This window comes from Pseudomonas sp. URMO17WK12:I7, assembly GCF_003269045.1.
GTDB lineage: Bacteria > Pseudomonadota > Gammaproteobacteria > Pseudomonadales > Pseudomonadaceae > Aquipseudomonas > Aquipseudomonas putida_J.
In genome coordinates, this window is sequence record NZ_QLTL01000005.1 from 32,701 (window position 1) to 45,486 (window position 12,786).

Annotated in this window: 11 protein-coding genes; 3 read left to right on the top strand and 8 right to left on the bottom strand. The window is 62.5% G+C overall.

What is annotated here, in order from left to right:
* Positions 1-3: 3 nt before the first annotated feature.
* The 7 genes from H040_RS07890 to H040_RS07920 all read right to left on the bottom strand — a co-directional run bounded on the left by H040_RS07890 (position 4) and on the right by H040_RS07920 (position 7,224).
* On the bottom strand, positions 4-1,623 hold the full coding sequence (locus H040_RS07890; RefSeq protein WP_027917195.1) for an EAL domain-containing protein: 1,620 nt from the start codon (positions 1,621-1,623) through the stop codon (positions 4-6).
* A gap of 82 nt (positions 1,624-1,705) precedes the next feature.
* Positions 1,706-2,482, bottom strand: a complete 777-nt coding sequence (locus tag H040_RS07895; RefSeq protein ID WP_027917194.1) for an N-acetylmuramoyl-L-alanine amidase — start codon at positions 2,480-2,482, stop codon at positions 1,706-1,708.
* Positions 2,483-2,547: 65 nt separating this feature from the next.
* Positions 2,548-4,518: a GGDEF domain-containing protein gene (locus H040_RS07900; RefSeq protein ID WP_027917193.1), complete on the bottom strand. Its 1,971-nt coding sequence runs from the start codon at positions 4,516-4,518 to the stop codon at positions 2,548-2,550.
* 98 nt (positions 4,519-4,616) lie between these two features.
* A complete protein-coding gene (locus tag H040_RS07905) occupies positions 4,617-5,471 on the bottom strand; it encodes an endonuclease/exonuclease/phosphatase family protein (protein WP_027917192.1) in 855 nt (284 codons plus the stop codon).
* Between the two features lie 12 nt (positions 5,472-5,483).
* Complete coding sequence (gene dsbA, locus H040_RS07910) at positions 5,484-6,119, bottom strand: thiol:disulfide interchange protein DsbA (protein ID WP_027917191.1); 636 nt, start codon at positions 6,117-6,119, stop codon at positions 5,484-5,486.
* A gap of 153 nt (positions 6,120-6,272) precedes the next feature.
* Entirely contained in the window at positions 6,273-6,890 is a 618-nt protein-coding gene (locus tag H040_RS07915; protein ID WP_027917190.1) for a c-type cytochrome, read from the bottom strand.
* A gap of 31 nt (positions 6,891-6,921) precedes the next feature.
* On the bottom strand, positions 6,922-7,224 hold the full coding sequence (locus H040_RS07920; protein ID WP_027917189.1) for a c-type cytochrome: 303 nt from the start codon (positions 7,222-7,224) through the stop codon (positions 6,922-6,924).
* 193 nt (positions 7,225-7,417) lie between these two features.
* Between H040_RS07920 and yihA the strand changes: the two genes are divergently transcribed.
* The gene (gene yihA, locus H040_RS07925; protein ID WP_027917188.1) at positions 7,418-8,050 is read left to right on the top strand and encodes a ribosome biogenesis GTP-binding protein YihA/YsxC; all 633 of its coding nucleotides are present in this window, start codon (positions 7,418-7,420) and stop codon (positions 8,048-8,050) included.
* Positions 8,051-8,503: 453 nt separating this feature from the next.
* Here yihA and polA read toward each other — a convergent pair whose 3' ends face one another.
* Positions 8,504-11,251: a DNA polymerase I gene (polA, locus tag H040_RS07935; protein WP_027917187.1), complete on the bottom strand. Its 2,748-nt coding sequence runs from the start codon at positions 11,249-11,251 to the stop codon at positions 8,504-8,506.
* 74 nt (positions 11,252-11,325) lie between these two features.
* On the opposite strand from polA, the gene H040_RS07940 reads away from it, so the two are divergent.
* Both H040_RS07940 and H040_RS07945 read left to right on the top strand, forming a co-directional pair.
* Positions 11,326-11,613 carry a DUF2782 domain-containing protein gene (locus H040_RS07940; protein ID WP_027917186.1) on the top strand — a complete coding sequence of 96 codons (288 nt, stop codon included), beginning with the start codon at positions 11,326-11,328 and terminating at the stop codon, positions 11,611-11,613.
* A gap of 71 nt (positions 11,614-11,684) precedes the next feature.
* Positions 11,685-12,635, top strand: a complete 951-nt coding sequence (locus H040_RS07945; RefSeq protein ID WP_027917185.1) for a homoserine kinase — start codon at positions 11,685-11,687, stop codon at positions 12,633-12,635.
* Positions 12,636-12,786 lie beyond the last annotated feature (151 nt).

The window sequence follows — 12,786 nt, forward strand, 5'->3', positions numbered from 1 at the left end:
CGCTCAAGGCTCATCGTCGATCCGCGCCCGCCGTGGCTGCCGCCCGCGGGTCACCAGTTCGGCGAATTGCCGGGCATTGAGCGGATGGGCGAACAGCCAGCCCTGCCCATAGTTCACCCCTTCGCTGTTGAGCAGCACCGCCTGCGCCTCGCACTCGATGCCCTCGGCAATCACCCGCAGATGCAGGTCATGGGCCATGCGAATGATGTGAGGCGCCACACCGCTGCTGGCAGCGTCGTGCCCCAGGGCATCAATGAACGCCTTGTCGATCTTCAGGCAGTCCACCGGCAAGGTCTGCAGGTAGGCCAGGCTGCAATAGCCCGTACCGAAATCGTCGATCAGCACCTGGTGCCCGACCGCACGCAGGGCTTGCAGGTTATCCCGCGCCACTACCACGTCGATCAAACCTCGCTCGGTGACTTCAAAGGCAATCTGGCTGGCCGCGACGCGGTGCAGCGCCAGCAGCCGTGCCGCCACCCGGCCAATGCGCGGCACCATCACATCGCAGGCGGCCAGGTTCACCGAGATATAAAGGTTGCGATGCGAACGCAGCAACTGGCCCAACTGCTCCAGCACCCGTTGCAGTACAAAATCGGTGATCTGCCGGATCTGCCCGGTGTTTTCCGCCAAGGGGATGAACAAGTCCGGGCTGGTCAGCGATCCGTCCGGGCGCCGCCAACGCACCAGGGCCTCGGCACCGACACAGCGACGGCTGTCGAGCTCGATGATCGGCTGGTACAGCACCTGCAGCTCGCCCCGGCGCAGGGCATTCTGTAGCTCGGAACTCATCGAACGCCGCTGCAGGATCAGCTGCAACACCAGCCAGCCAATGCAGCACGCCGCCAGCACACTGCCGGGGAACAGCAGCCAGAGCATGCCGTTCATGCGCAACGGCAGGCTGGCCCGCGGAGCGATCAGCACCAGCTGATAGTCAGGCGACTTGGTCGGCATGCGATAGACCAGCCGATCACGCAGCTCGAACAAGGACTTCTGGCTGGGAGGCGGCCAACCACTGGTCGGCGGCCAGGCCTGGGGCGGGCCCAGCACGGGAATAGCGCGGGTGCCGTTATCCAGCACCACCAGCAAGCTGCCGCCCGGTGGCAGGTCGACCACATCGGTCAGGTGCCCGCGTGAGGTGGAAACCAGGAAATTACCCCGGGCGAGCATCAAGGCGGCGAGGTTTTCGTTGGGTTCAGTGGTTGTATTGAGCCAGTAGCTGTAGGTCGGGCCCTGGATATCCGGCGCTCGGGTTGGCACGAAGGCCCTTGCTCCCCCCCGGTTGGAGCAGGCGACATTGGCATCTACATAAGCCGCTTCATAGATGAAGCGCGACCCCAGGCCAACCTGCTGCAACACCGAAATCATCGCCGGGCTGCAGCCGCGCAGCGATTGCGCCTGCAGTTCGTCCACGCCCTCGCGCAGCTGGCCGAACACCTGCTCCAGGCGGTCGAGAAAGCGCTCGCCCTGGGCGTTCATCTGCGCGCTCTCGCTTTCCTTCATCTGCTGCAGCGCGATACCGATGCTGGCGGTCAGCAATACTGCGGCGCTGGCCAATGCTGCCAAGGAGGCCAGCATCCAGGGGCGGTAAAAAAATTGGCGCAACGCAGAAATCAGGGCAGACATGGGCAGCATCCAGTTGATTAACAAGGTATAGCAACTGGAATGAGAATCGGCTTTGCCGTTTGGCGCCCGAATGCAATTCGCCTTAGCGCATGCGGTTGAGCACCGACAGCATCGCCGCAGTCTGCGCGTCCGGCATGCCGTCAAAACGCTGCGGACGGAAGTGCATCTGGAAGGCTGCGATGACGTGCCGCGTGGCTACATCGAGCTGCCCGGTCTGCTCGATGGCATAGCCAAAGCGCGCCAGCTCCTGCTGGTACCAGCCGATGGTCGGTGGATTGACGTTGAAGTAAGCCTGCTGACGGGCGACGGCAGTGGGCTCGGGCCAGACACCCAGGCCTGCATCCGCCAGGCGCTTCCAGGGGAACAGCGGGCCTGGGTCGAGCTTGCGCGAGGGGGCAATGTCGCTGTGACCGATGATGTGCCGCGGCTCGATGTTGTTGCGTTTGACGATGTCCTTGAGCAACGCGATCAACGACTGGATCTGTGCCTCGCTGTAGGGGTACCAGACACGTCCATTGGCGGTTTCGTCGAAGCCCGGGTTGACGATTTCGATACCAATGGAGCTGGAATTAAGCCAGGTGCGCCCCTGCCACTGACTGTCACCTGCATGCCAGGCGCGGCGGTTCTCGTCGACCAGCTGGTAGACCGTGCCCGGGCCGTCACCGATCAGGTAATGGGCGCTGACCTCGCCATGGGTCAGCAATGCCAGCGAACGCTCCAGCGAGGCGTTGGTGTAATGCAGGACGACGAACTGGATACGGTTGTCCTGGTTGGCGGAAGGGTGGCTGCGGTCGATGCGCAGGCCGGTCGAGCAACCGGCCAGCACCATCAGCAGCAATGCAGAAAATAGCGCTTTCATGTAGGAGGCCAAGGTAATCAGGCAGTAACGCAATAGCATAACGTATGCGCGTGCAGGCCACTCGCTCAGCTTTGTTCCACACGGTTACGGCCGTGCTCCTTGGCCCGGTACAAGGCGGCATCGGCGCGCTTTAGCACCTGGTCGCCACGCTCGCCAGAACGGAAGGTACTCAAACCGATGGATGTGGTGATGACCACACGTTCGCCCTTGAAATGGAACGGGCAGGCCTCGATCGCCGCGCGCAGCACTTCAGCAACTTGAGCAGCGGCTGCCGGCGATGTCTGCGGCAGCAACAGCACGAACTCTTCGCCGCCGAACCGGGCAATGAAATCACGTGCGCGCATGCGTTTGCGCAACTGGTCGGCAACGATTTTCAGTACCTTGTCGCCAGCCAGGTGGCCGTAGCTGTCGTTGATGCGCTTGAAGTGATCCAGGTCGAGAATTGCCATGGCCAGATGGCCACCGTGCTCCTGCCAGTCGATCATTTCCTGCTCGACCCGCTCGGTCCAGGCCGCACGGTTGGGCAAACCGGTCAACGGATCGATCAGCGCCTTTTGCCGCTGTTCTTCCAGGTGCTCGCGATAGCCCAGCGCCTCCTGCTCCATGCTGGCCACCCGCTCGGCCAGGCCCTGCAGGCGGCCGGCAAGCTCCTGCTCGCGGCGATCACGCTCATGCTGGTGCTCGTCCATGGTGCCAAGCAGCCCTTCCAGGCGGTTTTCCAGAATGTGCTTTAAGCTATCCACATCGGCTGCGCCCTGCACACTGCTTTGCAGGCCATCCACCTGTTCGCGCAGCTGGCTGTCCAGTTCGCGCGCAGCGGAACTGTTGTCGGCATGACCCGCACTGGCTTCGTGCAGGTGGCTCTGGAAGGTTTCGAGGCGTTCGTTGAGCTGCTGCAGGTAAGTCTCGAATTCGTGCTGCCCGCTGTCGGTGATCGCCAGCATGAGCACGGCCAGGTCATCGAGGACCGGTATCAGTTCATACCAGTTCAGCCCGCGTGCCACCCGCTCGCGCATCTCCAGGGCCTGGGCCTTGTGGCGTTCCGGCAGGCTGAGGTCGTCCAGCAGGCCGATCAGGGTCTGCTCGATGTGTGCAGCGACCTGGCTGTAGGGCGGCTCTACCGCATCGGGAAGGGAGTAGGGGCCGTCCTCACCGTACACTTCTTCAAGTGTCGCTGGCACTTGGGCCGCCGGCTGCTCAGGCGACTCCTGCACTTCGGCAGGCTCGTCTGGCACGGACTCAAGCTCAGGCTCAGGCTCAGGCTGTTGCACGGCCTGCGGATGATCTTCTTGTTCAACCGTATGGGGCTCTGCGAGCACCTCTGGCTCGGCTGCATCAGCATCCTCTTCAGGCATCGGGGCAGCCACCGCCGTCGGTAGAGGTTGCAGCTCGTCCACATCACGCGGCGGCAAGTCCACCAGTACAGGCCCATCCGGTTGCGGTTGGGCTGCGGCGAGGGCGATTTCCGGCTGAGCTTGTGCAGCTACAGCGTCTTCTACCTGCGGTTGGTTATCGCGGTTACCGAACAGGCGCTGCAGTAACCCCGGCCGGGCCTCGTCATCCGCCTTGCTGAGGGAAGAAAGGGCGCGGCCTTGAAGGCCACTGAGTTCACCCAGCAAGGGTGGCAGCTCACGTGACTGAGCAACACCGCCATCGAGCTTTTTTGCCAGTTTTTTCAGAGGCCGTGCAACGTCACCTGGCAACGGCAACGCTTGAAGCTGGGTAACCAGCGCATTCAGGGCATCACTGACCTGATTCATGCGGGTTTCCCGGCGCTGTTCGGAGTCCAGCACCGCCTTTTCCAAGCGCGGAATCAGGCCGGCAAGGCCGGCGTCCATGTTGTCGCTGCGGATGACTTCGCGCATTTCCTTCATGCACTGGTCGACGACCTTGTCACTGCCTTCAGCCGCCAGGGTGCTTCGCACCAGGCCACGGCGCAACAGGTCGAGACGCGCGTCCCAGCGACGCTCGAGTTTTTCCTGCTGTTCGATGCTTTTAAGGTATTTTTCTTTCCAGCGCTCGGCTTCTTCGGTCATGCCTGGATCCGCGATGGGTAATGCATCTGTGGGCTGTGTAATTACACGCTGTCGGCGGGCCCCTCGAACACTTGAGGGCTTGCCGCGCTTTAGCTGATCTAGCTCAAGACCGGCAGCGTATCCACAGTCAGTGCATCAGGCAATCGGATCTCTACCGCAACGGGAAGATGGTCGGAAATCGGCTGTGCCAGTACCTCGACCCGTTCCAGGGTCAGGCTCGGGCTGAGCAGGATGTGATCCAGGCAGCGCTGCGGGCGCCAGCTGGGGAAGGTGGCTTCAACCTGAGGGGCGATCAGGCCCAGGTCGCGCAGGGGCGAGTGTTCAAGCAGGTCGGTAGCGTGAGTATTCATGTCCCCCATGAGCACCTGATGGCGGTAGCCGCCAATCAGCTCACGGATGTAGGCCAGTTGCAGTGCGCGCGTCTTGGCCCCCAAGGCCAGGTGCATCATGACCACGATCAGCGCATCCTCACCCTCACCGAAACGCACCAGGATCGCGCCACGGCCGGCTGGGCCAGGCAGCGGGTGGTCTTCGAGGAGTTGCGGCTTCAGGCGGCTGAGCACGCCATTGCTGTGCTGGGCGAAACGCCCGAGGTTGCGATTGAGCTGCTGGTACCAGTAGGGGAAAGAGCCCAGCTGGGCGAGGTGCTCCACCTGATTGACGTAGCCTGAGCGCAAGCTGCCGCCATCGGCCTCCTGCAGGGCCACCAGGTCGAAATCACTGAGCAACTGGCCGATTTTCTGCAGGTTGCTGGCCCGCCCCGTGTGCGGCAACAGGTGCTGCCAGCTACGGGTCAGGTAATGCCGGTAGCGCTCGGTACTGATGCCCACCTGGATGTTGAAGCTGAGCAGCCGCAGACGACCATCCTCAGGCAGGCCAGGGGCCTGCAGGTGATGCTCGTTGACCTGCGGCTGGTGCAGGCCAATGCCGCGCGTGCTTCTGAAGCGGGGCATGGGATACGCCGCTTACTTAGCGGCGCGCTCCTTGGCGATCAGTTGGTCGGCGACGTTCAGCACGCCTTCCGGCCCGCCAGCGGTGCCCAGGTCGAAGCGGTACTTGCCGTTGACCACCATGCTCGGTACGCCGGTGATTTCGTACTTCTTCGCCAGCTCCTTGGCCTGGTTGACCTGGCCCTTGATGGCGAACGAGTTGAAGGTGGCGAGGAACTTGTCCTTGTCGACGCCCTGGGTGGCGAGGAAGTCGGCCATGTCTTTCGGGTCGGTCAGGCGCTTGCGCTGGTTCTGGATGGCGTCGAAGACTGCGGCATGAACCTTCTGCTCGACGCCCATGGCTTCGAGGGTCAGGAACATCTGGCCGTGAGCGTCCCATGGGCCGCCGAACATGGCCGGTACGCGCTTGAAGTTGACGTCCTTGGGCAGCTTGTCGACCCACGGGTTGATAGTCGGCTCGAAGTGGTAGCAGTGGGGGCAGCCGTACCAGAACAGCTCGACCACTTCGATCTTGCCTGGCTGGGATACCGGAACAGGGTTGCTCAGCTCGATGTATTCCTTGCCGGCGGTGGCAGGCTCCGCAGCCTGAACGGCAGTCATACCGAAGACGCTGGCAGCGACCAGCGCGGCGCTGAGAATCAGTTTACGCATGCTTTACTCCTGAGCATTCATTGGTCGCCTCGACGCGACCTGTGCTGAGACCGGCGGCGAAGGGCCCGAGTTCTGTAGTGTAACGGCTGCGGACAGAAAAAAGGGCGGTCCGCGCCGCCCTTTCATCTTTAGCGTTGCAGCATTAACCGAATGTTAATGCAGGCCCTGGATGTAGCTGGCCAGGGCTTCGATCTCGTGGTTGCTCAGCTTGCCGGCGATGGTGCGCATGGTCATCGCGTCGCCGTCGTTGGTGCGGTTGCCCTCACGGAAATCGGTGAGCTGTTTGGTCACGTACTGCGAATGCTGACCGCCCAGGTGCGGGAAGCCGGCGAGGGCGATACCTGCACCATTGGGCGAGTGGCAGCCAGTACAGGCGGGCATGCCTTTTTCCAGGTTGCCGCCATTGAACAGCGCGCGGCCGCGTTCGACCAGCTTGGGATCGGCGGCACCGACGCTACCCTTCTGGCTGGCGAACCAGGCGGCGATATCGGCCAGGTCCTGGTCGCTGAAGTTGGCCAGCATGCCGGTCATTTCCAGCACGGTGCGCTTGCCCGACTTGATGTCGTGCAATTGTTTTTCCAGATAGCGCTGGCCCTGGCCGGCCAGTTTCGGGAAGTTCGGCGCCAGGCTGTTGCCGTCAGGGTTGTGGCAGGCACCACAGACGGCTGTCTTGGCCTGGCCAGCGGCGGCATCGCCTTTGATGGGTTCTGCAGCAGTGGCCGCACCTGCGACACCCAGGGTCAACAGCAGACTCACGACTAGTTTGTTCATCAGCTAATCCAACACGGCTAAGGGTGAAATGTTATGTATCGGGACTGCCGCTCATCCAAAGGATGACCAAACGGTAGTCCTCGGCACTGCAGTCCATGCACAATCCACGCGGCGGCATAGCCTTGAAACCCTGGGTAACATGCACCACCAGTTGCTCCATGCCTTGCGCCAGCCTTGGCTCCCAAGCTGCCGGGTCACCCTTCTTGGGTGCCTGTGGCAACTGCCCGGCGTGACAGGCCGCACACGTGCGGTTGTACAACGCCTCGGGATCCTGTGTAGCCTGTGCGCTGAAAAACGGCAGGAACATACCGACAGCTAGCAGCCATTTCGCCATGCGAAACGACCTGACAGGGTTGGGGGACGCGCTGCGTTCTGATGCGCGAGCTATTGTTCGACACCCCATGCACATTCCCCTTCGCTGGGAGAATGAGCACACAAAAACTGGGGCATTATATACTTCCGCCATCCAAACGGAAACGACACCGCTTGCCGGCCTAGGCTTTGGCAACACCCACATCGGATATCCCATGCAAGTCAAGAACCCCATCCTCGGCCTCTGCCAGAAAGCCAAATTCGCCCTCAGCGCTGCCAAGGTCGAACAATGCCCGGACGACCAGGGTTACGAGGTGGCTTTCGCCGGCCGCTCCAACGCCGGCAAATCCAGCGCCCTCAATACCCTGACTCATGCCAGCCTGGCGCGTACCTCGAAAACCCCAGGGCGCACCCAGCTGTTGAATTTCTTCAGTCTGGACGATGAACGGCGTTTGGTCGACCTGCCGGGCTACGGATATGCAAAAGTCCCGATTCCGCTCAAGCAGCATTGGCAGAAGCACCTGGAGGCGTACCTCGGCAGCCGCGAGTGCCTGCGCGGGGTGATCCTGATGATGGATACCCGCCACCCGATGACCGATTTCGACAAGATGATGCTCGACTGGGCCAAGGCCAGCGGCATGCCGATGCACATCCTGCTGACCAAGGCTGACAAGCTGACCCACGGTGCCGGCAAGAACACCCTGCTCAAGGTGCAGTCGGAAATCCGCAAGGGCTGGGGTGATGGCGTGACCATCCAGCTGTTCTCGGCGCCCAAACGCCTGGGCCTGGAAGAGGCCTATCGGGTGCTGGCGGACTGGATGGAACTGGAAGACAAGCCCGCTGTTTGATGGCCTCAACAGCGCCGCTCTTGTGGGAGCGGCCTTGTGTCGCGAAAGGGCTGCGCAGCAGCCCCGGCAATTTTTGCTATGAAGCTGGCACCCTGGGGCCGCTGCACGCCCCTTTCGCGACACAAGGCCGCTCCTACGGAAGGGGCGATAGAGCCTGCAAGGCAAATTCCGGGCAAAAAAAACCCCGGACTTCGTATGGGGAGGGGGAAGTTCGGGGTTCAAGTCTGGACCGCTAGGGCGGGGTCCAGGTATCTGCCAACACTTAACACAACATAGGAGCATCGAAAGGCTTCACCAGCCATTCAGTTACTCTGAGTTCCGCTTCACCTGTTTAGTTCCGGAGCCCTCAAAACTATTTTCGATAGTTTCATGAAACCCCCGAACGAGTGGCATCGAGCCATGCCAGGATCCGCGTCACTACGTCGCAGATCCTACACACCTTTCCTGGCTCAATCAGTGAGCTTCGTCCCAATTCGAACCAACACCTGCTTCGACCACCAGCGGAACATCCAGCTGCGCGGCGTTGCTCATGTGCGTGCGAATTTCATCTTTCACCTGGTCGACCAGGTCTTCACGTACTTCCAGCACCAGTTCGTCGTGTACTTGCAGGATCACGCGCGCGTCCAGGCCGCTCTCGTTCAGCCAGTTGTCGACGTTGACCATGGCGCGCTTGATGATATCCGCGGCAGTGCCCTGCATCGGCGCGTTGATCGCGGTGCGCTCGGCGCCCTTGCGCAGGGCCGGGTTCTTGGCGTTGATGTCCGGCAGGTACAGCCGGCGGCCGAACAAGGTTTCGACGAAGCCTTGCTCCGCGGCCTGGGCGCGGGTGCGCTCCATGTAGGCCAGCACGCCCGGGTAGCGGGCGAAGTAGCGGTCGATGTAATCCTGCGACTGCTTGCGGTCGACGCCAATCTGCTTGGCCAGGCCGAACGCACTCATGCCGTAGATCAGGCCGAAATTGATCGCCTTGGCGCTGCGACGCTGCTCGGTGGTGACCTCTTCCAGCGCCACGCCGAACACTTCCGCAGCAGTGGCACGGTGCACGTCCAGATCATTGCGGAAGGCGTGCAGCAGCCCTTCGTCCTTGGCCAGGTGGGCCATGATGCGCAGTTCGATCTGCGAATAGTCCGCCGCCAGCAGCTTGTAGCCGGGGCTGGCAACGAAGGCCTGGCGAATGCGCCGGCCCTCGGCGGTGCGGATCGGAATGTTCTGCAGGTTCGGGTCGCTCGACGACAGGCGACCGGTGGCAGCCACGGCCTGTTGGTAGGAAGTGTGGATACGCCCGGTACGCGGGTTGATCTGCCCTGGCAGCTTGTCGGTGTAGGTGCTCTTGAGCTTGCTGAGGCTGCGGTACTGCATCAGCACCTCGGGCAGCGGGTAGCCTTGCTCGGCAAGCTCGTCGAGCACTGCCTCGGCGGTGGAGGGCTGGCCCTTGGCAGTCTTGCTCAGTACCGGCATGCCCAGTTTGTCATACAGAATCGCCCCCAACTGCTTGGGCGAGCCGAGGTTGAACTCCTCGCCGGCCAGCGCGTAGGCGCGCTGCTCCAGCTCGGCCATCTTTACGCCCAGCTCACCGCTTTGCACCTGCAGCAACGCTGCATCGACCAACGCGCCCTGGCGTTCGATCTTGGCCAGCACCGGCACCAGCGGCATTTCGATGTCCATCAGCACCGTCTGCACGCTCGGCGTCTGCGCCAGGCGTGCCTGCAGTGCGTGGTGCAGACGCAGAGTGATGTCGGCATCCTCGGCGGCGTAAGGGCCGGCCTTGTCCAGGTTGATCTGGTTGAAGGTCAGCTGCTTGGCACCCTTGCCGGCGATGTCCTCGAAGGCAATGGTGGCGTGGTCGAGGTATTTCAGCGCCAGGCTGTCCATGTCGTGACGGGTGGCGGTGGAATTGAGTACGTACGACTCGAGCATGGTGTCGTAAGCGACGCCACGCATCTCGATGGCTGGCGAGTTGTTGGCAAGGATGTTGATGTCGTACTTGGCGTTCTGCCCGACCTTGGCCTTGGCCGGGTCTTCCAGCAGTGGTTTCAGCGCCAGCAGCACAGCCTCACGGTCCAATTGGGCCGGGGCGCCTTCGTAGTCATGGGCCAGCGGCACATAGGCAGCTTCATTGGGCTCGACGGCGAATGACAGGCCAACCAGCTGCGCCTGCTGGGCGTCCAGGCTGGTGGTCTCGGTGTCGAAAGCAAACAGTGGCGCCTGGCGCAGCTTCTGCAGCCAGGCGTCGAAGCGCGCCTGGTCGAGAATGGTCTCGTACTTGGGCTCGACCTTGGCGGCCGGCTCTTCGACCGCCGTGACGGCATCGCCGGCCTTGGCCGCATCGCGCTGCACATCGGCAATCCAGCTCTTGAACTCCATCTCGGTGTACAACGCAAGCAGCGCCTCGCGGTCAGGCTCGCCGCAGACCAACGCTTCGACTTCCACATCCAGCGGCACATCGCACTTGATGGTGGCCAGCTCATAGGACAGGAACGCAGCGTCGCGGTGCTCTTCGAGCTTTGCGGCCAGGGTCTTGGCGCCACGGATGGCCAGCCCCGGAACCTTGTCGAGGTTGGCGTACAGGTCGCTCAGGCCACCGCCGATTCCGGTCAACAGCCCAACAGCGGTCTTTTCACCCACGCCGGGTACGCCCGGGATGTTGTCGACCTTGTCGCCCATCAGGGCGAGGAAGTCGATGATGTGCTCAGGGCCGACGCCGAATTTCTCATGCACGCCAGCGATGTCCAGCACACTGCCGGTCATGGTGTTGACCAGGGTCACATGGCCGTCTACCAGCTGCGCCATGTCCTTGTCGCCGGTCGAGATGATAACCGCGCGGCCCTGCGCCGCACTGCTGCGCGCCAGGGTGCCGATCACATCATCGGCCTCGACGCCTTCGACACACAGCAGCGGGTAACCCAGCGCCCGCACGCTGGCGTGCAAGGGCTCGACCTGCACACGCAGGTCATCGGGCATGCTCGGGCGGTTGGCCTTGTACTCGGCGAACATGGCATCCCGGAACGTCCCGCCCTTGGCGTCGAAGACCACGGCGAACAGGCTGTCGGGGTATTGCTTGCGCAGGCTCTTGAGCATGTTCAGCACACCCTTGACCGCGCCGGTCGGCATGCCCTTGGAAGTGGTCAGCGGCGGCAGCGCATGGAAGGCGCGGTAGAGGTAGGAGGAACCGTCCACCAGGACGAGGGGCGCTTGGCTCATGAGCAGAATCAACCTTTTCGGCGGGTCCGGAGCTAGAATAGCCGGATCAATGACGACAAAGGGACTAGGTTATCATGCGTACACTCAATCGCCTGTTACTGCTCGGCCTGTTGGCAACCATGCCGGTCGTCACCCTGGCGGCGGAAGACGCCCCCTCGGCCGATCCCGAGGTGACCATTCGCACGGAAGGCGACAAAACCATCCAGGAATACCGGCAGAACGGCTTCCTGTATGCAATCAAGATCACGCCGAAAAACGGCAAGCCGTATTTCCTGGTCCGCGCCGATGGCACTGATGCCAATTTCATTCGTTCCGACCAACCGGACATGCTGATCCCGTCCTGGAAGATCTTCGAGTGGTAATCTGACGCGCGCACCGTTCACATCAACCCGGCACTTCCCGGCGGAAGTGCCCGTATGGGCTTTTTTTCATCATGTCAGTCTTCACCCCCGTGACCCGGCCTGAGCTGGAAACCTTTCTGGCGCCGTACGAGCTGGGCCGTCTGCTCGACTTCCAGGGCATTGCCGCCGGTACCGAAAACAGCAACTTCTTCGTCAGCCTCGAACGGGGGGAGTTCGTCCTGACGCTGGTCGAGCGCGGCCCGGTCGAGGACATGCCGTTCTTCATCGAACTGCTCGACGTGCTGCACGGCGCCGACATGCCGGTGCCCTATGCCCTGCGCGACCGTGAAGGCAACGCCCTGCGCGAGCTGTGCGGCAAGCCGGCACTGCTGCAGCCACGGCTGTCGGGCAAGCACATCAAGGCGCCTAACGCTCAGCACTGCGCCCAGGTTGGCGAGCTGCTGGCGCACATTCACCTGGCCACCCGCGAGCGCATCATCGAGCGCCGCACCGACCGCGGCCTGGACTGGATGCTGGCATCGGGTGCCGAACTGTTGCCACGCCTGAGCACCGAGCAGGCCGCACTGCTGCAGCCAGCGCTGGACGAGATCACCGCGCACAAGGCGCAGATCCTGGCCTTGCCACGGGCCAACCTGCATGCCGACCTGTTCCGCGACAACGTGATGTTCGAAGGCACCCACCTGACCGGTGTCATCGACTTCTACAACGCCTGTTCCGGGCCGATGCTGTATGACATCGCCATCACCGTGAACGACTGGTGCCTGGATGAACACGGTGCGATCGATGTGCCACGGGCCCAGGCGTTGCTGGCAGCTTATGCGGCGCTGCGGCCGTTTACCGCTGCCGAAGCCGAGCTGTGGCCAGAGATGTTGCGAGTAGGCTGCGTGCGCTTCTGGCTGTCGCGCCTGATTGCTGCAGAATCGTTTGCCGGGATGGACGTGATGATCCATGACCCGAGCGAGTTCGAGGTGCGCCTGGCGCAGCGCCAGCAAGTAGCATTGCACCTGCCGTTCGCCCTCTGAGCCCATCCGCGAACGCTTCTGTAGGAGCGGCCTTGTGTCGTGAAAGGGCTGCGCAGCAGCCCCAGGATTTCAGCGTCAGGGCATCGATTGATGGGGCTGCTTTGCAGCCCTTTCGTGACACAAGGCCGCTCCTACAAGGGTCGTGCCTCGC